The organism is Paenibacillus sp. FSL R10-2734, assembly GCF_037963865.1.
GTDB lineage: Bacteria > Bacillota > Bacilli > Paenibacillales > Paenibacillaceae > Paenibacillus_AQ.
In genome coordinates, this window is record NZ_CP150170.1 from 6,656,652 (window position 1) to 6,681,382 (window position 24,731).

Sequence of the window (24,731 nt, forward strand, 5' to 3'; positions counted from 1 at the left end):
AATACTAAGTTGGAGGGATTCATAGCTGATGAAGAACATTATTAATTTTGCGCATCGTGGCGCATCGGCAGTATGTCCAGAAAATACTATGGCAGCATTTCGCAAAGGTCTTGAGTTAGGTGCAACCGGAATTGAAACCGATGTTCAAATGACCAAGGATGGCCATCTTGTCCTTATTCATGATGAAACACTAAACCGTACAACAACCGGAAGTGGTTATGTGAAGGATCATACGCTTGAGGAAATTTTAGAAGTGGACGCGGGCTCTTGGTTCAGTCCCGAATTTAAAGGCGAGCGCATTCCTATGCTGGAGGATTTATTAGACCTGCTGCAAGGACGAGATACGATACTAAATATCGAGTTTAAGAATGGTACTTTTTTTTACCCGGGTATGGAGGAAAAAGTTATCGCGGCTGTACGGGATTACAAGATGAGCGATCGAGTGATTTTTTCGAGCTTCAACCATTATTCCCTAGCTTACAGTAAAACGCTCGCACCGGAGATCAAGACAGGAATTCTGTACGGAGAAGGTCTGTATCGTCCTTGGGATTATGCAGCTACGCTTGAAGCGAATGCGCTGCATGCGCATCATCAAGCGGTATTGCCTGAATTCGTCGAAGAAGCGGCTAAACATGGCATCGCCTACCATCCTTGGACCGTTAATGATCCTGAGCGGATGAAGGCTTTAATCGAGGCTGAAGTGTCAGGTATTATTACCGATCATCCGGATGTACTGGCTGGACTTCTAGCTAAATAATAAGGGAGTGTGAACGTGTGAAAAAAGTCTGGTTGCTCGGATTCGGCTTTTTCAGCATCAGCATTACATGGAGTCTGTATAACGCATTCGTACCCTTTTTCCTTGAGAAATATGTACATAGTGTGGCTCTTATCAGCTTCTTGATGACGATTGATAATTACTTTGCCTTATTCCTACAACCTTGGATCGGCAACCGTAGTGACCGCACTACCTCGCGTTTTGGACGCAGAATGCCTTATCTTATGATCGGTATGCCTTTCGCTGCCGTGCTAACCATGCTGATTCCGTTCCATACCGGACTATTTACACTTCTGTTGTTTATGATGCTGATGAATCTGTCTATGAGCTTATACCGTTCACCAACCGTTGCCCTTATGCCGGACATTACGCCTGAACAGCAGCGTACGAAGGCTAACGGACTGATTAATTTCATGGGCGGGTTCGGTTCCATTCTAGCTTTCGGCGTAGGTTCTATCCTGTACAAATCAAACCCAGCGCTTCCGTTTATCGTTGCTGGACTGATTACCCTGCTATGCCTGCTTATCGTATCACGCTTCATCAAAGAAAATCGGGATGGCGTAAATGTGCAAATGAAACTTCCTTCTGAAGTAGATGCTGCCATCAAACCTTCTCGTATTTCCTTTCGAAGTCAGCTTGACCGTACGACAGTATTTCTGCTCGCGGCGATTTTCTTCTGGTTCGTAGCTTATCAAGGTGTTGAGACACTGTTTACCTTATATGGCAAACATCATCTCGGCCTGAGCGAACAAGCCGCCTCTTTCTCGCTCACCTTCTTCTCTTTAGCCTTTGTGCTGTTCGCCATTCCAAGTGGCTGGTTGGGCGGAAGATTCGGGAAGAAAAAAATGATCATCATCGGCGTATGCGGACTAATGACCATCTTTGCTCTCGTCGGTTTTGCAAAGGACCTATTGCTCCTTCGAGGGTTGCTCTTGCTCGGTGGAATCTTCTGGGCTTGTATTAATATCAATTCCTATCCTTACATTGTGGCAACAGGGACAGAGGAGAGTATTGGCACACGAACAGGGATGTATTATCTGGTCTCTTCCCTTGCCGCCATCAGTTCGCCGCCACTACTGGGACTCATGATTGATATCTTTGATTACTCGATCCTGTTCTACGTGGCAGCGATTAGTATGGCCGTTGCTCTTCTCTGCTTGTTCCTAATGAAAGGTCGTAAGGAAGTGACTAACAGGCTTCATTCGCCAGGCGCATAAAAACAGCGGCAGCTTAGGACATATTGTTGAGGTCCATGGCTGCCGCTTTTATTTTACATACACTCATTCTAATTCTTATAGACGGAAAAACGGCCCGTACCGAGCTGTTTGGCGGCGTACATCGCTGTATCTGCTTCATTGAGCAGCCTAAAATGATCCACCTTACCATGACTTATGCTAATTCCTATACTCATGGATACGAAAAGGTTATGCTCGCCCAGCTGATAACTCTTCGTCGTCTTCTCCAGAATCCGCACAGCAAGCTGCTCCGCTTCCTTCTGGTTGCTACCTTTGGCAACAATCACAAACTCATCACCGCCTACGCGGAAAATATGACGTTTTCTTTTGCTGGAGAAGTGGCTTAACTGTTTACCCACCTCTTGTAGCAGTAAGTCCCCCACGTGGTGCCCCAAGCTGTCATTAATAGATTTGAAACGATTCAGATCCAGAAACAACACTGCGAGCTGCTCATTCACTTTGCATCGATCCCAAAAATGATCCATTCCATTCTTATTCAGTAGCCCCGTTAAAGCATCCTTATAAGCCAGTTCTTTCAATTGCTCTCTTTCAGCCAATACTAGGTTCATTCGTGAAAGTAAAAACATTATTAGGGCTATCATAAGACCATAGACCACCAGCGGTACGACAATCCCACCATCGTCCACTTCATTTCCAAGTAACGTTTTTACGCCTAGCTGGTGCATGCCCCATAGGGAGGCGACGATAATGATAATGGAAAGACCGGTATGAACCGCTCGTTTTTGTGAAGTCTTAGATGAAATATCCCGGTAAAGTCTTAGCACTAAATAACCGGCCGCTGCTGCGATGATAATGGATAACAACGTTAGTAAGTAAATCTGGACCTCTTCCACTTTAAAATTCGCACATCCTTTTAACTATAAATGATTAGATCATTGAGCGACTACTATATTAAAATACTCTGAACATTTTCTGAACACTAATTACTTATTTAGATGCTGCGCACAATTGTACAGCTCGCAATTCCAAGTCGTGTCGGATTTAGTAATCCGAGTGATAGACGTATTGTTCAGCAAGACGGTTACATTCAGTTCTGGAATAAGCCTTCTAAGGCTACTCCGTAAAATTGCACCATGACTAACTACCAGTATACGACTGCCCGGATGTTTCACCGCGAGCTCTTCAATCGCCTGACTGCCTCTGATCTCGCTGGCCTCTGGAGTTTCCAGTCCCAAATCTAACTTCCTCCACTCGCTTCCCCAACGTTCTACACGATCTTGTTCCGTAGTACCTTCAATGAGCCCTGCGTTCATCTCACGGATACCCGGTACTAAACCGGCAATCTCCATGCCTAGTCTTTTAGCAATTACCTCTGCTGTTTGTCGCGCTCTAAGCAGATCACTTGAATATATATAGTCCCATTGTTCTGTGCTGAGACGTTCGGCAAGAAGAACCGCCTGCTGCAAACCTTCGGCATCCAATGAATTATCCGTATGTCCTTGCACTCTGCCTTCCTTATTCCACGCTGTACTTCCATGGCGAATTAAACCTATTGTAGTCATAAAAATCTCCCTTTAGCTGTTGAGTTCTAGTACTATTTTTTAATGGTATCTATATTCTATCAGAATCCTTCTATGAGCATTCGAAAAATGAAGGTTATCCATGTTTTAGAACTTGAGGTATAATTAACCTTATCGCTTTTTACATCAGCCACAGGATAAGGAGATTTTAGTTAATATGAAAAAGCTAGTGTTCCCGTTCTTTCTCGCATTCCTACTTTTATTTACTCCAGTTTACTCCATTTGTTCCTCTACTGTTGGTGCTACTCCGGTTCCTAAAAACACCGTGTATGTGACCAAGAATAACCACTCGTACATCCCGCTGCGTCTCTTAAATAATTTCACCGGTATCCATGCTGAATGGAACGCTAGTGAGAAACGTATAACCATTACTAACGCAGACACTACTATTAAACTTACTGTAGGACAAGCAACTGCGCTCGTCAACGACAAAACGGTTACACTAACCGACTCTGCTTTCAGTGATAACGGCACGGTGTATATCCCATTGTCCTTTATCAGTAAAACGCTTGGTATTCAATTAGAATGGAATAAGGAAGCCTCTTCTTTAACCCTTACGAATAACGACATTGCTTCAACAGTTCCTGTACTGACTGGCACACTTATCAAAGCAGATTCCTCCCCCGTTGTCAGTGCTAATAAAACTTTTAAGGTGGGTGGCAGATCTTTTAAAGCCCAAACGGTTACGGTGTCCCTGCTGCATCCCAAAGTGAAACTCGATGTCGTACTAGCAGGAAATACAGTTGGGAAAGTGGAGGACCTGAGTAGTCTAGCTAAGCGCAATAATGCCGTAGTTGCTATTAACGGTACGTTCTTTGATGCCTATACCAAAGGGGCTTACAAAGCTCCTTACGGTTATATAGTCAGTGGTGGAAAAATGCTTAAAAATAGCTCTGGAGATATTCGCACGATTTTCACCTATGATAGCAACCATCTGGCGGCGCTTATTCCCGGGCTAGAGTTTTCGAACCGTTTTGCTTCTGGATCTATAGAAGGAGCACTCCAAGCAGGACCGCGATTGCTTGTGGATGGTAAGGTGTCCCTTAATGTTGCGGCAGAAGGCTTCAAGGATGCCAAAATCTTAACAGGCGGCGGAGCCCGCAGCGCACTCGGCCTCACTCGCGACCACAAGCTGATTCTGCTGACCACTGGTGGAGCCACTATTCCACAGTTGGCAGAAATGATGAAGCAGGCTGGAGCGTATCAAGCCATGAATCTGGATGGCGGCGCATCGAGCGGACTTTACTACAATGGCAAATATCTCACGACCCCAGGGCGTCAGATCAGCAATGCGATTGTAGTTAAATATCAGTAGAATCATCTAGCCAGCGGCTACGTACGAGCGTTGCGTTTCGGCTTCGGCTTGGACTTGGGCTTGGGCTTGGGCTTTTAAGAATACTTATTTTGATGCTTCTATTGCAGTTTGTGCAATAGAAGCATTCTTTTTTATAGGAATTTGGGATTCTGTTGTGCTTTTTACATTAGAATCCGATCTTTTAGTGATAATGAGACGTTCTTACAACAATTGATTGCAGAATGTGCAATAGAACCAAATTCCAGCTTCTTATTGATAGAATCTATTGTACAAAGTGCAGTTAGAGGAGCGTGTAACTTTTTGTATGGCCTCTGTCTAATCTCTGTGCGATCTCTTATGTGATTTGTGTGACTTGTGTAACCTCTGCGAGACTTTGGTGCAACCTCTGCCTGAACTCTAAGCGGCCACCTTTTCATCTTACTCTACTTAAATTGAGGGGAACTTTGTGCTTCACTTTACATATTCTATTCCGGATATCCCAAAACCATAGGAGCTCATAGCCACCTGTTACCTGTTAACTGTAAAAAGTGCAACTATTCCTCGTGATACTCGCTCGAGATTTATTTAATTGTACTTCGTGCAATTAAATTCCTGGTTTTCTTCTCTCAGCGCCGAATCTCCACTTTTTAGTTGCACTAAGTGCAACTAAAGGATCAGAATGAGCTATTTTGGAAGAAATAAATGTATAAACTGCAATTAAATATGCAACGTTAGCTGAAATGCACTCCTTGAGTCCGCAATCCCCCCTTTAGCCTGTAAGTCCCCCCAAGTGCCCTGCTCTGCCGCATCAAATTCCTCAGCCCTTGCAGACTTTCCAAACTCCTTAAACTCCTCAGACTCCTCAGCCTGATCTTTCACACTCCCCAAACTCCTCAGACTTCTCTGCCCTATCAGATTTCCAATCATCCCCAAAACCACTCAGCCCTCAACCCCCATCGACCTCATATTATTTTTTGGTATCCAGATGTCCTTTTTGCATAATTTTCCTAGTACGTGTTAATGTATAACCGTGTGAATCATCATCCCATTCTTATATTTGATCAAAGGAGCACAACTATGGAAACCATTCTAATCATAGAAGACGACGCTAAGCTCGCGAGCCTGCTAAGCACGTATCTATCTAAATATGAATTTCGTACGGTGATAGTAGAGGATTTCAACAGGGTACTGGAGATTTTTAATGACACCAATCCTGACCTTGTTCTGCTGGACGTCAACCTGCCTAAATACGATGGGTTTTATTGGTGCCGCCAGATTCGCACTACCTCACTCTGCCCTATTCTTTTCATATCCGCTCGGGATAGTGGAATGGATCAGGTGATGGCACTAGAGAATGGCGGGGATGATTACATCACCAAGCCTTTTCATTATGAAGTCGTACTTGCCAAAATCCGCAGCCATTTACGCAGAGCTTACGGCTCTTACTCACAGATTCAAGAGGAACGGACGCTCCAATCGGGAGAACTAATTCTTTATCCTGAGCGGTATGTGATTCAGTATGGCGGGCAATCCAGCGAACTGACACAGAAAGAGGCGATCCTGCTCGAAGCTTTATTACTTAAGGAAGGACGTGTCGTAAACCGCGAGCGCCTGCTTGATCTTATGTGGGAAGATCAGCATTTCATTGATGACAATACATTAAATGTCTATATTACCCGTGTTCGCAAAAAGCTTAAAGACCTCGGTCTTGGCGATATTGTGGAAACCGTAAGAGGTGCTGGCTATAGGCTTAATGCTACTAAGGATGCGCCATGAAGCTATTTTGGAAAGACCAGCTTCCATTTATCCTATTCTACCTGCTTCAAGTGCTGCTTGTTCCACCACTATATTGGCTGACAGGTGAGGACAGACCCCTCTCGATCATGCTCTATGGCATAGCCCTGAGCACTGTAGTTCTTCTGTTGTATCTCGTTTACCGATACGCTCAGCACCGGAGATTATACGCAGCGTTAAGTAATCCCAAGAGTATGCTAGAAGAACATCTTGTTTCCTTAGGAGACACCCCGCTACCAGAAGCTATTCATGAGCTATTACAGCTTATCGATCGCCAGTATCAGGACCAGGTCAACCTGCATGTTCGCCGGATGGATCAACATATCGTATTCATGAACCGCTGGGTTCATCAGATGAAGACCCCTCTTTCAGTCATTCAGCTTTCGCTAGAGGATCTTGAGGATGAGGCTGCTATAAGTATTCAGGAGGAATTGGAACGTCTGCGCAGAGGGCTGGAAATGGTGATTTATACTTCAAGGCTGGATCGATTTGAGAATGATTTCCAAGTGGAGCCGCTAGTTCTCAATAAAGTGGTTAGTGAATCTGTGGCCGAGAACCGCAGGCTTTTCATCCGAAGAGGCATAAAGGTAAATATACAAATTAATCCTAACTTCACCGTATATAGTGATGCCAAATGGTTAATGTTTATGCTAACCCAAATCTTGACCAATGCAGTGAATTACACCTCCGGCACTGATAAGACCGTAACCCTCTCATCACAGCACATTGGAACGGATTTCGTACTTAATATTACAGATCAAGGTATCGGCATTTCTCCTGAAGACCTCAAACGAGTGTTTAATCCATACTTCACCGGTGAACGTGGGCGCCAATACCATGAGTCAACAGGAATGGGGCTGTATCTTGTGCGGGAGATTTGCAACCGGCTAGGACATAATGTGGAGCTTCAATCTAAGCTTGGAGAAGGCACTACAGTCCAAATTACTTTTCACAACAGTGACCATTTACAGAAATAAGGTCGGAGGGTACTTCTAGTCATACTCATGACTATGGAGTCCCTCTTCTTTATGTATGGCCTACTCACTTCGGGTACGAACATAACCTTAAACGCGTTGTAAGATAACGTTAAGGTAAATCCATAGCAGCACATTGCCCGATCTTGTAAATTATATACATAACACGTCCCCGCTTAGGGACGGCTGAAATCACATTGTAATGGAAGGAATGAAAGGAATGAATGTTTTAGAAGTCAAAGGACTTAACAAAGTATATCCGGGCAAAGTAACGACACAGGCCCTCACCGATATTCATCTTAGCATTGAAAGTGGTGAATTTGTTGGAATCATGGGCCCCTCAGGGAGCGGCAAAACTACTCTGCTTAACATGGTGTCTACCATCGACCAGCCCTCCTCAGGTGAGGTGAATATCAATGGCAGTAATCCATATCTTTTGAACAAAAAAGACCTTGCTTACTTTCGTCGCAGAGAACTTGGTTTTGTATTCCAAGACTTTAACCTCCTGGAGACTTTAACGGTAGCCGAAAATATCGTGCTTCCCTTAACGCTGGATAATCGCAAGCTCTCCGAGATGGAAGCCTTGCTGCAAAAGGTCGCTACACGCTTGAACATTACGGATATTTTGAATAAACGCACCTATGAAATATCTGGCGGACAACGGCAGCGGACAGCGATTGCCCGAGCAATTATTACTTCACCTTCGATCATCCTAGCAGATGAACCTACAGGGGCACTTGATTCCAATTCCTCACGAATTGTGATGGAGTCGCTAGAGGATATTAACCGCAAAGAGGGTACTACGCTAATGCTCGTGACACATGATCCGCTGGCAGCGAGCTACTGCAATCGAATTATTTTCATCAAAGATGGGAAACTAGCAGCTGAAATTCACCGGGGAGATAACCGCCAAGCCTTCTTCCAAAAGATTATCGACACACTTTCATTCTGGGGAGGGAATAGTCATGAACTTTCCTCAATTCGCGTTTAACAATGTGAAGCGTAATTCTCGGGCGTATTTTGCCTTTTTCTTAAGTAGTGCTTTTATGGTCATGATCTTCTTTTCTTATTCCGTCTTTATTTATCATCCTGGTGTTGCCAGTATCGAGCTAGGTGCAAATTCAGCCGCTGGTATGCAAATCGCTTCTTATATTGTGTTTGTCTTTGCTTTCTTTTTCGTCCTTTACTCGATTAGTGCATTTCTGAAACTTCGTAATCTGGAGTTCGGCATACTAATGATGTTAGGTGCACGTTCAGGTCAGATCAACAAGCTGATTCTTATAGAAAATATGCTGATCGGACTGCTGTCCATAGTAACAGGTATGTCTTTCGGCATGCTTTTATCTAAGTTGTTTTTGCTGCTCAGCACGACCATTATGGGAATGGATCACTTACCCTTCTATTGGCCAGTGAAGCCGCTGTTGATCACATCTATTTCTTTTATCTCACTGTTTCTGGTCATCTCTATCTTCACACTGTTATTTATCCGTAAACATCAAGTCCTTGATCTGTTAAAAGGGAGTGTTAAACCTAAAAAGGAACCCCGTGTGTCATGGCTGCTCTCACTCCTTGGGCTTCTGTTGTTGACGGCTGGGGCACTCGCCATTCGAAAGCAATTGTCTCCAATTACGTTATTAGTTGCTGCTATCACGGGGATCGCAGGTACCTATTTCTTTTACTCTCAGCTGTCCGTACTCGGAATACGTCTGCTTAAACTAAGTCGCAAGCGACTTTGGCGTGGAACCAACCTGTTATGGATTTCCGAGATGAGTTACAAGATCAAAGATAATGCAAGAATGCTGTTTCTTGTAACGGTTGTAACCTCGCTTGCTTGCATGGCGTCAGGATTTATTTTATCGATTAATCAAGCAAACGTAGAAGTCTATAAAAATAGTCCATTCGCTATAGATTATTCGATTTATAAACCGGGGAAAACTCCCCCTGACTTACAACCCATTCATAATAAATTACAAAACGCCAAAGTGGAGTATACAGAGAATAAAATCGAGCTAATTTCTGCCTCCATTCAGAGTCTGGGTAAAGAAGAAACCCAGAGCATTGATTTAATATCCTGGTCCCAGTTCAATCAATTAGCTTCAAAAATGGATATGTCCGAAGTTGCTCCCTTATCTGACAAAGAAGCTGCCTTACTGCTAAACCCTCAGTTGGATTCACACAATTACACTACTAATCAAAAGATTCAGCTGAAGGTTCAACACGATGCGGAGCTTAAGCTAAAAGAGGTGCAAATTCCGAAGAGCCATCCCATGGGGCAGTATACAAGCTCACTCTTAATTGTAGATGACAGCTTGTACAACAATATCTCTTCTTCAGCATCGAAGTACACGAGACCATATGTGAAATATCTATATAAAATCCCTGCTTGGGACGGTCCATTGCCTGTGGATACCTCAGCTGAAACCATCATCACCAATGAACTGATCCAGTGGAGTAGAGATTCCAGCAATGCCAACAATCAATATATCTCTATATTAGATGCTCGAGCAGATAGTTATCTGGCTACCAAACAAGGTATGGCTATGATTAGCTTTATAGGGATCTTTATAGCGCTTATCTTCTCGCTTTCTTCAGCCAGCTTTCTCTTTTTCAAGCTTCATACTGAGCTGAATGCAGATAAGAAAATGTATAATGCCTTGTCTAAAATCGGTCTAAGTGTCAAAGAAATGTCTGCTTCTGCCACCAGACAAATCTCTGTGCTATTCTATATTCCGATCATTGTCGCCACCATCCAGACGCTTGTCGTCATCCGACCGGTATTGAAGCAAATTAGCATCACGAATGTAACGGTGCCTGTGCTAATTACATCTGGAGCATTCCTTGCTGTGCAAACTATATATTTCATCATAGCGAGATCACGCTACATTCAAAGTCTCAAGAGGATAATGGTATGACGAATATGATGAAAAGAATCGTAACCCTCGATGTACTCCGTGGCTTTGCTCTAATAGGTATTATCTTCATTAACATTCGTCAGATGGTATTCGGTACGATGGAATTAAACTCGCTCGATTTGCAGATTTTTCGTTTTCTTGATATCGCAGTGGATCACCGATTTTTTGTGATATTTTCATTTTTATTCGGTGTTGGCTTTCAGTTATTCTTATCCCGGGCTGAAGCTAAAGGGGAGTCTAAGCCCCGTTTATTATTTCTACGTAGACTGTTCATTTTATTTCTAATTGGTCTGGTGCACCAATATTTCCAACCCGGTGAAACCTTGCTCATCTATGCAGTCATTGGACTGATCCTCCTTCCTTTTTATAAGGTAAAGTCAAGTTTTGTATTGGCTGCGGGCATTGTGGTCACCCTCGCAGGTCTCTACTTAGGCCCGATAGTTGTAACATTTGGCATGTTTCTGCTTGGACATTGGAGCGGTCAGATTGGATTATTCCAGAATCCATCACGGTATAAGCAGGGATTACGGATCACCCAAGTAATTTCTCTGCTGCTAATCATTCCAATGTATTTTGCACAACAGAGTATCATGAATAGTACAGGCGCTCTGGATGTAGCCCTCGCAGTAGGCGGGCTTCCAGTCAGTATTTTTTATGTGACGACGCTAACCCTTCTCATGCGCCATGAAACTGCACAGAAACTACTTGCGCCCCTGGCATCTCTAGGCAGAATGGCTTTAACTAATTATTTAATGCAAACCGTTATTATACTAACGCTATCCAATCTGCTAGATTGGCCTGGTACAGTGCATATATCGACACAGATGATTGCGGCAGCGGCCATACTGCTTCTACAAATCATATGTAGTACCCTTATACTCAAACGGTTCCGGATGGGACCCGTAGAATATTTATGGCGACTCGGAACCTATGGTAGAAAACGCATGGTTAAACAGAAATAAGATCATTCCGAAAGGATTCTGGCTGAGCTATGAGCATTTTGCTATAGTTGAACTACTAATCCCTGCAGCAAGGAGGCTCCTGATTCATGTCTAAGGCTGACCATATGTTATCCATTCTCTGGATGCTCAAGCAGCGGGGAAGAACCGCCGGGGAACTGGCAGAAGCGCTAGAGATCAGTGTCCGGTCTGTGTACAGATACATCGATGCGCTATGCATCAGTGGTGTACCCGTTATCGCGGATAGCGGGCCTGGCGGCGGTTATAGCTTACCGGAACATTTTATCGAAGCTCCATTATTCTTTGACTCCGAAGAGCAGCGTGCCCTTTTACAAGCTTCTTCTTTTTCTAGGGGGACCGGATATCCTTATGTTGGAGCTCTGGACCGAGCCCTATCCAAGCTGAAAAGGTATAGCAATGCCCAGCAATTAGAACAAATGGAGCGCCATGAGAATGGCATTGAGACGATCCACTCTCCTTCCCCTCCACTTCCCCATCTAATTCAAGAATTGGAATTGGGGATAGCGAACGGACACACTCTGCAAATGGAATACAATAAGGGAAATGGCGGTACTGTATCCTCCCGTGCCATTGATCCTTACGGGCTTGTATTGTGGAAGGGGCAATGGTACAGCGTAGCTTACTGCCACGAGCGACAAGAAATTCGTAGTTTCAGGGTCGATAGAATCATTGAACTGCACCGTACAGAAGCTGTGTTTGCTCGTCCGGCTGACTTCTCTGCACGTGATTTTTTGTTAAAGAGCTTGCTGCCTGCACGCAATACCGAGGAGAAACTGATTACAGTAGTCATTGCATCAGACGAGGGAATCTTGAACGATCTATGTAGTCATTGGCTATTTGGGCATACACTGATCCAGCGCAAAGACGGACAAGCCCACTTTCAAGTGGATGAAACTTCTTTACTGACTTATGTACCGTACTTTCTGTTACCTTATGGAACCACATTACGCATCATGGAGCCTTCTTCACTGAAAGAAAGACTAGCCGCCATAGCCTCCAATTTAGCAGTACATTATAAGACTTAGATTATTATTTAGGATCACTGACCGTAGTTGTCAGTGATCCTTTTGTATAGTGTAAATGAGTCTGAGGGAATAAATGAACCTATAAATCAAGGAGGAATAACGAATGAAGGAACTACACTATGAATTTTATATTGACGGAACACCTGAGCAGGTATGGGAAACCTTGGTTTCTCCGGAAGGTACGAAGCAGATTTATTACGGCAGCGTAATTCGTTCGACCTTCAAGGAAGGAGAATTACTGGAATACATAGGACCCGGTGCAGATGGAGATGAAACGCTGCATGTCTATGGCACTCTGCTGGAGTTCACCCCACAAAAAGCACTACGTTTCACGCATAAGGTCGGCCCGTCCTATCACAAAGGACATGAAAGATATGAATCCCGTATTTCTTGGCTGCTTGAACCAGTGGGTGGAACCACTAAGCTCACGCTTATCCACGATGAATGGCATCCTGAAGATCCTTCGTATGCTGGCAGCACCAGCGCTTGGTCGCAAATTCTAAGTAATACTAAAACCTTAGTAGAGACTGGACGCACGCTTGATTTTGGAAGCTGGACATAGCTTCACAGCTTATTGAACTTGGATTTGACGACTGTTCCAATTAAAAACAAGCTTATAAGACTCAACCTTAGCCCCTAGGATGGAGAGCGCAAGCCCTCTTCGTTAGGGGATTTTTTTGCGCCCAACTTTATTTTGCCTCAGGGAAACATTTTTGTTCCAGAGACAAAGTTGTTTGCATATTCTAATATTATGGCGGACCACAAGAAAAGTTCTGATGCACAAAATAATAACCATAAAAATACAAATAAACAATAAATGAAAGAAGGGGATCTTATGTCTGGAACTAGTATTCCATTATCAGAAGCGGCTAAAGGCAGCACGCTGCGTATTAGCGGCATTGAAGTTCAGGGTGTGCTAAGGAGAAGATTGCTGGATCTCGGGTTCGTAGTCGGTAATGCCGTTGAGGTGTTGCGACGCAGTCCATTAGGAGATCCTATTGCCTTTCGAGTAAGCAATACGACCATTGCACTGCGTAGAGAAGAGAGCTCTTTAATATTTGGAGAAATCATCGGAGGTGTAGAAGCATGAGTCATTTCACAGTCGCTTTTGCAGGCAATCCTAACACTGGAAAAAGCACACTTTTCAATCTGCTGACCGGCATGCGCCAGCACACAGGAAACTGGGCAGGTAAAACCGTCATTACTGCTGAAGGTGAGTTCAAACACAAAGAACATTCGTACCTCGCAGTAGATCTCCCGGGTACATATTCCCTGTACTCAAACTCCGCTGATGAAGAAGCGGCTAGAGATTATATTATTTTTGAACAGCCCGATGTGACACTAGTTGTTCTTGACGCTACATCGCTGGAACGTAATCTCAACCTTGCCTTGCAAGTGCTGGAGATTACGGGAAGGGCTGTTGTCTGCATCAACCTCATCGATGAAGCTCGTAAACTAGGCATCGACATTAACTTGAAGAGCATCTCCAAACGTCTCGGTGTGCCTGTCGTGGCGATATCGGCTCGCAATAAAATCGGTATTGAAGCGTTGTTGGATCAGGTGGAGCGAGTGGCTACAGGCGCATTCACAGCACAGCCACTACGTATTACTTACAACGCGGAGATCGAACGAGGAATTGCAGAGGTTACCCCACTGGTAGAGCAAACCATCGGCAGCAAATATCCGGCTCGCTGGATTGCACTACGCCTGCTCGACGGTGATGACAGCCTGCTAACTTCGCTTAAAGAGAATATGAAGAATAAAGATATACCTGAAGCAAAGGAGGTCATCGGTCATGGAGTCACCGCATATCACTAAGGGATTAGATCCTCTAGATTCCCTGTTGTCTACAGCGAAAAAGCTCGCTGACGGCGGAGCGATACGGGATGAGATTGTCAGCGGCATTTATGGCGTATCTGCAGGCATATGCGGGGATGCAATCACCTATAAGGATAAGAAGAAGCTGAACAGCACTTATAAGCTTGATAATATCGTAACCTCGAAAATTTGGGGTTTTCCCATTATGCTCGCCATCCTCGGTATCGTGTTCTGGATTACGATTGCCGGAGCTAACTATCCTTCAAGCTGGCTTGCCTCTTTCTTCGGCTTCATTGAAGGATATCTGACTGCCGGATTTGCGGCGATCCATGCCCCAGCTTGGCTGCACGGTGTGCTTGTTCTCGGATTATATCGAGGAACCTCATGGGTAATCAGCGTCATGCTGCCGCCAATGATGATATTTTTCCCAGTGTTCGCGCTGCTTGAGAATTTCGGGTATTTGCCAAGGGTTGCTTTTAACATGGACCGGTTGTTCAAAAAATCAGGAGGTCACGGCAAGCAAGCCTTGACCATGTCTATGGGGTTCGGCTGTAACGCCGCCGCGATCCTTTCCACACGAATCATCGAGTCGCCGCGTGAACGTATGCTCGCGATTCTGACCAACAATTTCGTTCCATGTAACGGCCGCTGGCCGACATTGATTCTATTGTCTTCCTTATTTATGGCAGGAGCCGCTACAACAGGCGCACTCCGTTCGCTCACAACCGCCTCCGTACTCATGGGGATGGTGCTAATCGGCATCATTGTTACCCTAACGGTTTCCTGGGTCATGTCCAAAACTGCACTACGCGGTGTTCCAACACATTACACACTAGAGCTCCCACCCTATCGTCGGCCGCAAATTTGGAAAACCATACTTATTTCCTCCAAAGATAAGTCCCTTAACGTACTTACTCGGGCAATCGTAGTAGCAGCCCCTGCTGGAATTATCACTTGGATCTTAGGTAATCTGTTTATCGGCGGAGATTCTGTCCTGAATCATATGGCAGCATTCTTCGATCCATTTGCTCAACTGCTTGGTATGGATGGTTTTATTATTATGGCCTTTATTCTTGGACTGCCCGCAAATGAAATTGTATTACCTATCCTGCTTATGGGCTATATGTCCTCAGGAGCTATGGTCGATATCGACAGCTTAGGAAGCATCAAAGATGTCTTTCTATCCCATGGCTGGACTTGGTTGACTGCACTTAATATGATGCTGTTCTCCCTGCTCCACTATCCGTGCGGCACCACACTCGTGAACATTTACAAGGAAACGAAAAGCATGAAGTGGGCTGTTCTCTCTGCTGTCATTCCGCTCGGTATCGCCATCGGTGTTACCTTCGCCATCGCTCAGCTCGCTCGATTGTTTGGGTGGGTGTGAGAGCGAGTGAGTGAGTGAGTGAGTGTGAGTGAGTAAGTGGCTTGCGGCATGAAATTGCCCCCATTCACCTTGCATTACCTTGCATTACCTTGCATCACCTTCATCACCTTCATCACCTAACTTCAACTGGCTTCAAAGAATTCTAGCCTCCTTGAAAATATGTTTAGGGAAATTCTCCCTCTAATTATGACTTTATAAGTGCAAATTGAACCTTTTACGGAATTTCTCCCTATAAATTAGTGGATTATTACCTACATGGGCAATTTTCTAAGAATTATAGGGAGAATTTCCCTGTTTATCGATAATATCGAGTAAAACACGATAAATATAGGGAGGATTTCCCTATTTATTGTTGATTGATGTTACTTAAAGTCAACTCAAACAAATAAGCGGTCGCCCGAATAACTCCCTGGCGACCGCTTCATCACATCATCATTTCTTACGGTCTCCACCAACTTTGCGACGGTACAGCACAGCGCCAATTATAGCTATCAGAACGATAATTACTCCACTGATCCCCACATTAACAAGTGGAAAGAATTCGCTGTCCGCAGCTGGTTTTCCCGCTGGATCAGAAGGATCATTAACTCCAGCTTCGGATTTCGGTGAATTATTCGCTGTTACCTCCGGAGAAGCTGCGGGTGTCTCTGCCGATTTACTAGGTCCAAGCTCCTTCAGATCCTCCGATGCCGAGGCAAGCAGATTCGTTCGACTGCATAAACTGGCCTTTAGTTTATCTGAGTCCCCTTCGTCACTAGCATAAGCATAGACGATATAACTCTCCCCTTCCACGAATTCAAACCCACAGCTGGCAGACGATAACGCAGTAGTCACAGTAACTTTATTCCCCTCAACCCCTTTCCAGCTGGAATCGACGTCAAAGGTTACTTTTACTGGGTCCGCGGATGAAATGATAATCCCTTTTGACTCCTTTATGTCCACTACCTTCCCAGCAAAGACGGCTGAACTTGTCTCCAGTGCCTCAAGTGGCTCCGCCGGTACAACACAGGAACATGCATAAGTAACCGAGGGCCGTACCGTGAGCAAAGCCATAAATATTAACGTTATACATAGGAACATCATTAGTGGACTGCGAAAATTGGCCTTAAACATCATAACAACCTCCTTCATTACCCTACAGACGGATCAGAAGGATAAAGTGTTACAGCAATTTCCAAACAAGTTATACAAGTCTAATCTATTCCATCCTAATTAGTCTTCATTAGTCCTCATTAATCCCTCACGTCTACCGTACCTACTCACAAACCTCGCGCAATCCCAACCAACCGCTGAATCCCTTCACGCAGCACCCCTTCACTTGCGAAGGAATAGCATATTCGAATCCTCGATTTCATCTCACCAAACGGATCAAACAGTTGCCCTGGAACGAAGGCGATAGACTGCGCCATACTTGATGCAAATAACCTATCCACCGAAAGATGGTCTGGCAGCTTCACCCATAGATTTAATCCACCTTGCGGAGTCACCCACTCCCACCCAGTCGCAGCCAGCTCCTCTTCTACGATTTCCTTATGCACCTGAAGTGCAATACGTAGCTTACCGAGATGCTGCTGCAAGCGTGGTGAAGTATAGTAATGTAGGAATATTTTCTGGTTAAGGAGCGGAGTCCCATTGTCCGCGATTGATTTGGCCGTGATTAAGCGCTCCATAAACGGATGTCGGCAAGCCACCGCACAGATCCGAAGGCCTGGGGCTACATATTTACTGAAGCTACTAATATAGATCACCCAGCCTTCCGTATCGTAAGCAAAGAAAGGTGGCGGGGGCTCCTCTTCAAAATACATATCGCGGAACGGATCATCTTCCACCAGTAGACAACGATAACGCTCGGCAAGCTCCACCAACAGTTTGCGCTGCTGGACTGGTACCGTGTATCCGGTTGGATTGTGATGGGTCGGATTGATGTAGAACATGCGCGGCTTATGCTTTTTCATCAATGCTTCTACTTTTTCCAAATCATATCCATCCGGCGTGATCTCAACCGGAACTAACCTCGCCCCCTCCCGGCGAAAAATATCCATAGCCACACTGTAGGTTGGCCGCTCCACAAGTACTGTGTCCAAAGGCCCGAGTACAATTCCTGCGATCAGATTGATCGCCTGCTGTGCACCCGAAGTAATAAGCAGCTCTTCCGAGGATAACTGTAGCCGATGATGCTTCCGAAAGTGACAACTAAGCGTCTCACGTAGCTCGTCATCGCCCTGTATAGAGGAGTACGTCCCCATTACCTTAGGGTATAAATCGAACACTTTTTTGACATAGTCAGATAGAAATAGATTCGGCAAGAGGCCGGGATCAATCAGCGCTTGCGAGAACTGATACTTAGCCGGCACTCTCTGTATATCCGAAAGCGGATTTGTGAGCGTATAGGCAGATACCGCGGCGTGCTCCTCTACAATAGGAAGCAGGCTAACTGGCGCCACATAATAACCGGATTTATCTTTTACATAAACCTTTCCATCCTCCGTCAGCATTCTATACGCTTTGAACACCGTCAGTCGGTGTACCTTCAATTCCTCCGCTAATAGCCGTATGGAAGGGAGCTTATCATGTTCCCCCCACTCCCCTCGCTCCAAGCGATTCACTAGAAATTCATATACCTGTCGAAACAAAGGATGATTATGCTCCGCTCTCACTGTTTTTCCCACCTCACTGCAACCCCTCTCCGAACAACCTAATCTTATGTATAGTATTGTACACGATTTCCGAAGTCATCTGTTCTACTCTATGTAATCTGTTCTGTCTCCTCCCCTATATGATTAACAAAATGATTTAACACATTAAAGGGGACTTTCAAAATGATCTTATTTGCTTATGCACTTGTATGTCTGATTTTCGGCACGACCTTTCTAGCTATCAAAATCGGAGTGGATGCCGGTGCGCCTCCCTTCTTTTCAGCGGGACTACGATTTTTTGTTGCAGGTGCTGTTTTATTCCTATGGATGGTCTGGAAACGCAAGGCTAGCTTCTCCCTACTCCTGCGCAAAGAAATGCTTATTACCGGTTCTACGCTAACTTTTGGAACCTTCGCTGGTCTCTACTGGGCTGAACAATATGTCTCATCAGGGCTTGCAGCTGTACTCTCTGCCACTGGCCCGATCATGATTCTGCTACTCCAAACCTTTATTCTTCGTCAAAAAGCACCCGCCGTCTCTCTATATGGCTGTGTCATCGGATTGACTGGCGTGCTGCTGCTCGTTCTTCCTAATCTTGCCGTCGATATTTCTCCGCTCTGGATCATCGGCTGCGTGGTTGTCCTAATTGGGGAATGCTGTTACGCAGTAGGCGCGATTTATTCCAAAAAAGCAATCAACAGTATGCCTGAAATCTCTCCGATCGCGCTAAATGCGGCCCAAATGATGTACGGCGGAGTGTTGTTATTCATTCTTTCCTTAGCCACCGAAAAGGTTCATCCTGAGTTTCTGCTCTCTTACAAGACCGCAGGTTCACTGCTCTATCTAATCGTAATCGGCTCTATGGTCGGTCATTCGTTGTTCTACTGGCTCGTTGCGAAGACAAATCCTGTGTTTCCTTCTACCTGGCTCTATATCTCTCCACCGATTGCCGTTGGGGTTGGCTTTTTGTTTTACAATGAGGCTGTGTCTTGGGTTACGATCCTTGGTGTACTCACCATCATTGCTGGAACCATCCTAGTGAATGCTGACGCCTTAAAGCAATTAATGCTAAAGCGTAAGATCAGCACTTCTGCGTCAAGCAAAAACGCCTTCGGCGTCCCTAAAAGACGATAAGCATTTATGCGAGAATTATAAGGATAATGTATAGCGTGAAACTCAAGCTTTCATATAATTTAAAAAAATTAAATATATGACGTACTATATATTGCATTAATGACCACTATTGCGTATTATATAAACAAGTTAAATTAAAAATATCTATATATGACTCATATATGAAAGGAGGATTTGCTTAACGGCGCTTCTTTTCTAAAGAGGTATGCCTTTTTATCTGAAGTGGAGGGAACTACGATCGAACTGACACCACGTCAACTAGAAATCATTGATATCGTGAACAAAAGAGCTCCGATTACCGGCGAACAGATTGCCGAATGTCTGAATCTAACCCGGCCAACAATTCGCTCCGATCTCTCTGTTCTGGTTATGCTCAAATATATCGATGCTAAACCTAAAGTAGGTTACTTCCCAGGACTCAAATCATCCAATCGTCTGGGAAGCAATTATTTATTGCAGGAAACAAAGGTTAAAGAGATTCAAAGCGTACCTATTATTATCCGTGAGACAACTACGATTCAAGATGCTGTAGTTACGCTGTTTCTTCAAGATGTAGGCACCCTTATTATTTGTGACGAAGAGGGTAAACTCACCGGTGTTGCTTCACGTAAGGATTTCCTAAAAGTAACCCTTGGCAACCCGGGTGCAGTCTCTATGCCAGTAAGCATGGTCATGACGCGCCAGCCCAAGGTAGTCACAATTTCACCGGATGAGACAGTGCTTGATGCCGCTCATAAAATGATTTTTCATGAGGTAGATAGTTTACCGGTAGTTGTTCCCAGCGCCACTGAAGACAGTGGTACAAAGCTGGATGTCGTAGGACGCTTGACGAAAACTTCTATCGTAAAACTTCTCCTCGAACTTGAAGCCAAAGGATAACAGGAGGAATTCATGAGCATCGAGCAATCTTCCAACCTAATTACGATATGCTCAGATTCTATAGGAGATACGGCGGAAGCTGTCGTGCAAGCCGTCATTCACCAATTCCAGAATCAGCAAATCACCATCAAAAGATACGGGAACATTAGACATGAAGATGAGCTCCGGAAGCTTATGGAAGAAGCCGCCCAGCATCAAGGTTTTGTCGTCTATACGCTGGTGCAGCCGGAGCTAAGAGAAATGATTAAAGAAGAGGCCGTACGGCTTGACCTTCGTATCGTCGATATCATGGGCCCCATGATGCAAGCTTTCATCGATACCTTCGACGACGCTCCTCAGCAGCGACCGGGTCTGTTGCACCAGCTTGATGAGAACTACTTCCGCCGTATGGAGGCTATCGAATTCACTGTTGCCTGTGATGATGGCCGCGATCTCGGTGCTATGCTGAAAGCCGATATCGTTCTGCTAGGGATGTCCCGCACCTCGAAGACACCGCTTAGTATCTTTTTGGCCCATCGGGGGAAGAAAGTCGTCAACTATCCGATTATTCCGGAAATTGCTCCTCCGCAAGAGCTGTTAAGTTTACCACCAAACCGACTTATCGGACTGACCATGAAGCCGGAGTATATGTTGAAGATTCGTTCCGAGCGGCTAAAGGTGCTGGGATTACCGACTGGTTCACAATATGCAAGTCTGGACCGAATCACAGAGGAGATGGAATACGCCACTTCACTGTTCAATAAGCTAGGCTGTCCTGTAATTGATATTACCGACAAGGCTATAGAAGAAACCGCTGGCCTCATTATGGGTTACATCTAACATTCGAATCAAGCAAAAACGCCTTCGGCGTCCTAATAAGGACGGTAAGCGTTTATGCGAAAAATATAAGGATAATATATAGCGTGAAACTTATAAATTCTTATATTTTATAAAATATATGGAATGCACTGGAGGGAATTAGAATGGATCGCGAACTGGCTCTTGAGATTGTACGGGTAACTGAACTAGGTGCATTATCCTCGGCTCGCTGGATCGGACGGGGAGATAAAAATGCGGCAGATGATGCAGCCACAACCGCCATCCGTTCTATGTTTGATTCTGTCTCCATCGACGGAACGGTAGTGATAGGCGAAGGGGAGATGGATGATGCTCCAATGCTCTATATTGGCGAGAAAGTCGGAAATCAAAATGGCCCCTCTGTCGATGTAGCCGTCGATCCTCTGGAAGGCACTGAGGTTGTAGCCTGTGGTCTACACAATGCCCAATCCGTGATTGCCATAGCCGATAAGGGCAGCCTTCTGCATGCTCCAGACATTTATATGGAGAAGCTAGCTTGCGGTCCTGAGCTTGCCGGGAAGCTCAGCCTCGAAGACTCTGTAGAGGTCACTCTCCAGAAAGCATGCCATTTCAGCGGCAAGTCCCTCTCCGAGCTAACCGTAATGGTGCTTGACCGCAAGCGACATGAGCAGTTGATTCATAGTCTTCGTGAAGCGGGTGTACGGATTAAGCTGCTAGGTCACGGTGATGTGGCTGGCGCTATTGCGGCAGCACTACCGGATAGTGATGTCGATCTGTACATGGGCTCCGGCGGAGCACCTGAAGGTGTCCTTGCCGCCGCTGCACTGAAATGTCTTGGCGGAGAAATGCAGGGCCGACTCCTTCCAGATGGACCTCTAGAGCAGCAACGCTGTGTGCGCATGGGAATTGCCAATCCTACGCGTGTGCTATACATGGAGGACATGGTTGGCACGGGCGACGTACTTTTTGCAGCCACTGGCGTAACCTCAGGTGAGTTCCTAAACGGTGTTCGATTTATTGGTAAAGAACGCGCCGAGACGCATTCAGTCATCATGCGGGCACAGAGCCGAACGATCCGCTACATCCGCAGCATTCATTTCCTACCTGGCAAAGAGATACCGGATGGACTAACCGTTAGACAGAATGTTGCCTCTCTATAAAATCACAAACAAACAGGCTATCTCACCAGCACACCCATGGCTAGTGAAATAGTCTGTTTTGTTCTCCTATATTGCTAATCATTTCTCTTATTTATTTTCTAGCGCGTTCACTCGCTAATGTGTCCATGGCATCCAAGGTTCCAGTAGCTTGAGCTAGATTCCTCGCCTCTTGTTGATCAGCCGCTCTGAGCGCATCGCTTTCCTTTACACTGCCATCATAATTTCGATTCTCAGCTGTATTTATATTAGTATTATCTTCGAAATACTCCGCGTTCAGACTATAGTGCTGTACGAAGATCCGCTTCACTTCTCTCTCCTTCTGCTCGCCCTCCACATCCACCATTACAAGAATATGGCCTTCACCTAAGTAGTTATCGTAACGCTTTGCTTCCTCTTCAGGAATACCAAGTCCAATAAGACCACCGACTAATCCACCGCTTCCGGCACCTATTGCTGCACCAGCCAGCGTTGCAGCAAGCGGTCCGGCTGCAATAATCGGCCCGATACCAGGAATAGCCAAAGCGCCAATCCCCATCAAGAGTCCTGTCACTCCACCCAGCAGACCACCAGTAGCCGCGCCTGTAGCCAATCCTCCCGGTGTTTGCTCAGCCGTCTCAATGCTATGCGTCTCCGCTATATTTCTCGCGATAATTGAAATATCTTCCGTCTTGCACCCTTGACGTTTCAATTCTTCAATCGCTCTCGAAGCCTCGTATTCGGCGGTAAAGACACCCACTATTCTCTTATTCAACTCCATTACCTCCTAGTGTTCGCAGTTAGCTCATACATTCAGCTTCATAGCTTACTTAACCAAACTGGGCAGGGATAAACTTCTATCTGTGAATTGTTCATCCATTTCCTATCAGCACCTTCAAAACAATGTTTCATTTACAAATTTTGGTTTCACAGAAACATATATGGATGTGTTACGTCTGTATATTTTTTTTGAAGAATAGCAGATTATAAATGAACCCTAAAATAAACGCCGGAGGTATGAACAAGCATAATAACAGTTGTCCTTCAGGGGATGTTATTTGTCCGCCAGCGACTAAGAAAGGGAAGAAAAGACCTACAATAATGGATATAAAGACAGTAAGAAGCCATTTAAACGCATTATTTAATGATGATTGATTGATCAAATAAGCGCTACCAATAATCGCAGGTACCATAAAGATTAAATAGAGGAAGAACGAAGTAATAACAATTCCTCTATATTCACTTTCCTCGATGGTTTGATTGAACAAAACTTGACATGCTTTCTGATAAAGCCATGCTCCCACGCCATAGGCAAGAACAGTGCCAATTGCTAAAAGAATGTACTTTGTGATTTTGATCAAGTACCTCACCTCATTCAGAGTTTTATACATATTACACAAGACGTAAAAATATGGAAAAAGTTTCTGTGTAAGGCAAGCTAGAGTACGTATCTTCTGAGAGTTTTGGATCGGCTTATGTTGTACAATAATAGAATGCAGGTAAAATCACTCTTTATTAACTCTAAAAAAGAAAGAGACTGAAGCAATCATGGCGATTTTCAATTACAATTCTGAACGTCCCTTCAGGGGAAATCCCGATCTGCATCTCCATTACTGGGGGCGGGAGCAGTGTCTTCCCGGACATTATTTCGGACCCGGAGTTCGTGACGTATACAAAATACATTTCATTCATGAGGGAACAGGCAAGGTAACTGTGGGTGAGCAGACCCATATCCTACAAGCGGGACAAGCTTTTCTTACCTATCCTCATATCGTTACCTCTTATGCAGCAGACCTATCGAAGCCCTGGACCTATTCCTGGGTAGCTTTTACCGGTGAACAGGTAGCATATATTTTATCCAAAACTTCCTTGTCACCTGAGCAGCCGGTCTTCCCGATGGATGAACAGCTTATGCCTAATCTCTACGAGCGCCTGATACAAGCAGCCGACACTTCGGATTGTCTTGACCTGCCGCTGAAAGCGATTATGTACGAGTTCTTCTCCCTTTTACTTCGTGCGGTGCCAGCAGTTCCGGATGTACTTCCTTTACCACGTCAAAAGAGCATTTACGTCGAGCAAAGCCTACACTTTTTGCATACGCATTATTGTGAGAACATTACGGTAGAGATGTTGTCTTCTTCCCTCAAACTAGATCGCAAATATTTATCCTCCTTGTTCAAAAGGACCATTGGTATGCCGCCGCAGCAGTATTTATTAAATTACCGAGTCGCCAAAGCATGCGAGCTTCTGACAGAGACCCTTTGTACAATCGGTGAGATCTCGCGTTCTGTCGGCTATCAGGACCCCTTACTCTTTTCGCGGATGTTCAAAAGGGTGAAGGGCTGTTCTCCAAAAGAATACCGTGTCCGTCATCTCGAAAATGACATTGTGCTATAAACTCCTTCCTTGCTGA

25 protein-coding genes are annotated in these 24,731 nt (G+C 45.0%); 18 read left to right on the plus strand and 7 right to left on the minus strand.

The window, feature by feature from the left end:
- The first annotated feature begins 28 nt into the window (after positions 1 to 28).
- Positions 29 to 757: a glycerophosphodiester phosphodiesterase gene (locus NSS67_RS28925; protein WP_339317208.1), complete on the plus strand. Its 729-nt coding sequence runs from the start codon at positions 29 to 31 to the stop codon at positions 755 to 757.
- A gap of 17 nt (positions 758 to 774) precedes the next feature.
- Entirely contained in the window at positions 775 to 1,992 is a 1,218-nt protein-coding gene (locus NSS67_RS28930) for an SLC45 family MFS transporter (RefSeq protein WP_339317210.1), read from the plus strand.
- A gap of 68 nt (positions 1,993 to 2,060) precedes the next feature.
- On the opposite strand, the gene NSS67_RS28935 is transcribed toward NSS67_RS28930, so the two are convergent.
- Positions 2,061 to 2,864 (minus strand): GGDEF domain-containing protein, encoded by an 804-nt coding sequence (locus NSS67_RS28935; RefSeq protein ID WP_339317211.1) that lies wholly within the window; start codon positions 2,862 to 2,864, stop codon positions 2,061 to 2,063.
- Positions 2,865 to 2,954: 90 nt separating this feature from the next.
- Positions 2,955 to 3,533, minus strand: coding sequence for a histidine phosphatase family protein (locus NSS67_RS28940; RefSeq protein WP_339317212.1), 579 nt, complete (start codon positions 3,531 to 3,533; stop codon positions 2,955 to 2,957).
- A 175-nt stretch (positions 3,534 to 3,708) separates the two neighbouring features.
- On the opposite strand from NSS67_RS28940, the gene NSS67_RS28945 reads away from it, so the two are divergent.
- A complete protein-coding gene (locus NSS67_RS28945; RefSeq protein WP_339317213.1) occupies positions 3,709 to 4,866 on the plus strand; it encodes a phosphodiester glycosidase family protein in 1,158 nt (385 codons plus the stop codon).
- A 696-nt stretch (positions 4,867 to 5,562) separates the two neighbouring features.
- Here the strand turns inward: NSS67_RS28945 and NSS67_RS28950 are convergent.
- Positions 5,563 to 5,724: a hypothetical protein gene (locus NSS67_RS28950; RefSeq protein ID WP_339317214.1), complete on the minus strand. Its 162-nt coding sequence runs from the start codon at positions 5,722 to 5,724 to the stop codon at positions 5,563 to 5,565.
- 198 nt (positions 5,725 to 5,922) lie between these two features.
- On the opposite strand from NSS67_RS28950, the gene NSS67_RS28955 reads away from it, so the two are divergent.
- The 10 genes from NSS67_RS28955 to NSS67_RS29000 all read left to right on the plus strand — a co-directional run bounded on the left by NSS67_RS28955 (position 5,923) and on the right by NSS67_RS29000 (position 15,735).
- Positions 5,923 to 6,621, plus strand: coding sequence for a response regulator transcription factor (locus NSS67_RS28955; protein ID WP_339317216.1), 699 nt, complete (start codon positions 5,923 to 5,925; stop codon positions 6,619 to 6,621).
- Positions 6,618 to 7,616 (plus strand): sensor histidine kinase, encoded by a 999-nt coding sequence (locus NSS67_RS28960; RefSeq protein WP_339317218.1) that lies wholly within the window; start codon positions 6,618 to 6,620, stop codon positions 7,614 to 7,616. Before NSS67_RS28955 ends, NSS67_RS28960 begins: the two co-directional genes overlap by 4 nt.
- A gap of 217 nt (positions 7,617 to 7,833) precedes the next feature.
- Positions 7,834 to 8,604, plus strand: a complete 771-nt coding sequence (locus NSS67_RS28965) for an ABC transporter ATP-binding protein (RefSeq protein ID WP_339320734.1) — start codon at positions 7,834 to 7,836, stop codon at positions 8,602 to 8,604.
- Positions 8,579 to 10,525: an ABC transporter permease gene (locus NSS67_RS28970; RefSeq protein ID WP_339317220.1), complete on the plus strand. Its 1,947-nt coding sequence runs from the start codon at positions 8,579 to 8,581 to the stop codon at positions 10,523 to 10,525. Before NSS67_RS28965 ends, NSS67_RS28970 begins: the two co-directional genes overlap by 26 nt.
- A complete protein-coding gene (locus tag NSS67_RS28975; protein ID WP_339317221.1) occupies positions 10,522 to 11,487 on the plus strand; it encodes a DUF418 domain-containing protein in 966 nt (321 codons plus the stop codon). The genes NSS67_RS28970 and NSS67_RS28975 overlap by 4 nt, the downstream gene beginning before the upstream one ends.
- Before the next feature lie 86 nt (positions 11,488 to 11,573).
- Complete coding sequence (locus NSS67_RS28980; protein WP_339317222.1) at positions 11,574 to 12,530, plus strand: YafY family protein; 957 nt, start codon at positions 11,574 to 11,576, stop codon at positions 12,528 to 12,530.
- A gap of 103 nt (positions 12,531 to 12,633) precedes the next feature.
- Positions 12,634 to 13,092: an SRPBCC domain-containing protein gene (locus NSS67_RS28985; RefSeq protein ID WP_339317224.1), complete on the plus strand. Its 459-nt coding sequence runs from the start codon at positions 12,634 to 12,636 to the stop codon at positions 13,090 to 13,092.
- A 273-nt stretch (positions 13,093 to 13,365) separates the two neighbouring features.
- Entirely contained in the window at positions 13,366 to 13,620 is a 255-nt protein-coding gene (locus tag NSS67_RS28990; protein WP_339317225.1) for a FeoA family protein, read from the plus strand.
- Positions 13,617 to 14,348, plus strand: coding sequence for a FeoB small GTPase domain-containing protein (locus NSS67_RS28995; protein WP_339317226.1), 732 nt, complete (start codon positions 13,617 to 13,619; stop codon positions 14,346 to 14,348). The genes NSS67_RS28990 and NSS67_RS28995 overlap by 4 nt, the downstream gene beginning before the upstream one ends.
- The gene (locus tag NSS67_RS29000) at positions 14,326 to 15,735 is read left to right on the plus strand and encodes a nucleoside recognition domain-containing protein (RefSeq protein WP_339317227.1); all 1,410 of its coding nucleotides are present in this window, start codon (positions 14,326 to 14,328) and stop codon (positions 15,733 to 15,735) included. The genes NSS67_RS28995 and NSS67_RS29000 overlap by 23 nt, the downstream gene beginning before the upstream one ends.
- A 432-nt stretch (positions 15,736 to 16,167) precedes the next feature.
- Here the strand turns inward: NSS67_RS29000 and NSS67_RS29005 are convergent, their stop codons facing one another.
- Together NSS67_RS29005 and NSS67_RS29010 are read right to left on the minus strand one after the other, a co-directional pair.
- Positions 16,168 to 16,851 carry a hypothetical protein gene (locus tag NSS67_RS29005; RefSeq protein WP_339317228.1) on the minus strand — a complete coding sequence of 228 codons (684 nt, stop codon included), beginning with the start codon at positions 16,849 to 16,851 and terminating at the stop codon, positions 16,168 to 16,170.
- 143 nt (positions 16,852 to 16,994) lie between these two features.
- Entirely contained in the window at positions 16,995 to 18,404 is a 1,410-nt protein-coding gene (locus NSS67_RS29010; protein WP_339317229.1) for a PLP-dependent aminotransferase family protein, read from the minus strand.
- 150 nt (positions 18,405 to 18,554) lie between these two features.
- Here NSS67_RS29010 and NSS67_RS29015 point away from each other — a divergent pair, with 150 nt between their 5' ends.
- The 4 genes from NSS67_RS29015 (at position 18,555) to glpX (ending at position 22,342) form a co-directional block, all read left to right on the plus strand.
- Positions 18,555 to 19,505, plus strand: a complete 951-nt coding sequence (locus NSS67_RS29015) for an EamA family transporter (RefSeq protein WP_339317230.1) — start codon at positions 18,555 to 18,557, stop codon at positions 19,503 to 19,505.
- A 222-nt stretch (positions 19,506 to 19,727) separates the two neighbouring features.
- Positions 19,728 to 20,384 (plus strand): CBS domain-containing protein, encoded by a 657-nt coding sequence (locus NSS67_RS29020; protein WP_339320735.1) that lies wholly within the window; start codon positions 19,728 to 19,730, stop codon positions 20,382 to 20,384.
- Positions 20,385 to 20,402: 18 nt separating this feature from the next.
- A complete protein-coding gene (locus tag NSS67_RS29025) occupies positions 20,403 to 21,203 on the plus strand; it encodes a pyruvate, water dikinase regulatory protein (RefSeq protein WP_339320736.1) in 801 nt (266 codons plus the stop codon).
- A 143-nt stretch (positions 21,204 to 21,346) separates the two neighbouring features.
- Positions 21,347 to 22,342, plus strand: a complete 996-nt coding sequence (glpX, locus tag NSS67_RS29030) for a class II fructose-bisphosphatase (RefSeq protein WP_339317232.1) — start codon at positions 21,347 to 21,349, stop codon at positions 22,340 to 22,342.
- A gap of 91 nt (positions 22,343 to 22,433) precedes the next feature.
- Here the strand turns inward: glpX and NSS67_RS29035 are convergent, their stop codons facing one another.
- A complete protein-coding gene (locus tag NSS67_RS29035; protein WP_339317233.1) occupies positions 22,434 to 23,093 on the minus strand; it encodes a general stress protein in 660 nt (219 codons plus the stop codon).
- 175 nt (positions 23,094 to 23,268) lie between these two features.
- A complete protein-coding gene (locus NSS67_RS29040) occupies positions 23,269 to 23,679 on the minus strand; it encodes a hypothetical protein (protein ID WP_339317234.1) in 411 nt (136 codons plus the stop codon).
- A gap of 187 nt (positions 23,680 to 23,866) precedes the next feature.
- Here NSS67_RS29040 and NSS67_RS29045 point away from each other — a divergent pair, with 187 nt between their 5' ends.
- A complete protein-coding gene (locus tag NSS67_RS29045; protein ID WP_339317235.1) occupies positions 23,867 to 24,715 on the plus strand; it encodes an AraC family transcriptional regulator in 849 nt (282 codons plus the stop codon).
- Positions 24,716 to 24,731: the final 16 nt, after the last annotated feature.

Excerpts from the sequence above, each read along its gene's own strand:
- NSS67_RS28925 (WP_339317208.1), top strand. The coding sequence starts at position 29 with ATGAAGAACATTATTAATTTTGCGCATCGTGGCGCATCGGCAGTATGT.
- NSS67_RS28940 (WP_339317212.1), bottom strand. The coding sequence starts at position 3,533 with ATGACTACAATAGGTTTAATTCGCCATGGAAGTACAGCGTGGAATAAG.
- NSS67_RS28945 (WP_339317213.1), top strand. The coding sequence starts at position 3,709 with ATGAAAAAGCTAGTGTTCCCGTTCTTTCTCGCATTCCTACTTTTATTT.
- NSS67_RS28955 (WP_339317216.1), top strand. The coding sequence starts at position 5,923 with ATGGAAACCATTCTAATCATAGAAGACGACGCTAAGCTCGCGAGCCTG.
- NSS67_RS28960 (WP_339317218.1), top strand. The coding sequence starts at position 6,618 with ATGAAGCTATTTTGGAAAGACCAGCTTCCATTTATCCTATTCTACCTG.
- NSS67_RS28965 (WP_339320734.1), top strand. The coding sequence starts at position 7,834 with ATGAATGTTTTAGAAGTCAAAGGACTTAACAAAGTATATCCGGGCAAA.
- NSS67_RS28970 (WP_339317220.1), top strand. The coding sequence starts at position 8,579 with ATGAACTTTCCTCAATTCGCGTTTAACAATGTGAAGCGTAATTCTCGG.
- NSS67_RS28975 (WP_339317221.1), top strand. The coding sequence starts at position 10,522 with ATGACGAATATGATGAAAAGAATCGTAACCCTCGATGTACTCCGTGGC.
- NSS67_RS28980 (WP_339317222.1), top strand. The coding sequence starts at position 11,574 with ATGTCTAAGGCTGACCATATGTTATCCATTCTCTGGATGCTCAAGCAG.
- NSS67_RS28985 (WP_339317224.1), top strand. The coding sequence starts at position 12,634 with ATGAAGGAACTACACTATGAATTTTATATTGACGGAACACCTGAGCAG.
- NSS67_RS28990 (WP_339317225.1), top strand. The coding sequence starts at position 13,366 with ATGTCTGGAACTAGTATTCCATTATCAGAAGCGGCTAAAGGCAGCACG.
- NSS67_RS28995 (WP_339317226.1), top strand. The coding sequence starts at position 13,617 with ATGAGTCATTTCACAGTCGCTTTTGCAGGCAATCCTAACACTGGAAAA.
- NSS67_RS29000 (WP_339317227.1), top strand. The coding sequence starts at position 14,326 with ATGGAGTCACCGCATATCACTAAGGGATTAGATCCTCTAGATTCCCTG.
- NSS67_RS29005 (WP_339317228.1), bottom strand. The coding sequence starts at position 16,851 with ATGATGTTTAAGGCCAATTTTCGCAGTCCACTAATGATGTTCCTATGT.
- NSS67_RS29015 (WP_339317230.1), top strand. The coding sequence starts at position 18,555 with ATGATCTTATTTGCTTATGCACTTGTATGTCTGATTTTCGGCACGACC.
- glpX (WP_339317232.1), top strand. The coding sequence starts at position 21,347 with ATGGATCGCGAACTGGCTCTTGAGATTGTACGGGTAACTGAACTAGGT.
- NSS67_RS29045 (WP_339317235.1), top strand. The coding sequence starts at position 23,867 with ATGGCGATTTTCAATTACAATTCTGAACGTCCCTTCAGGGGAAATCCC.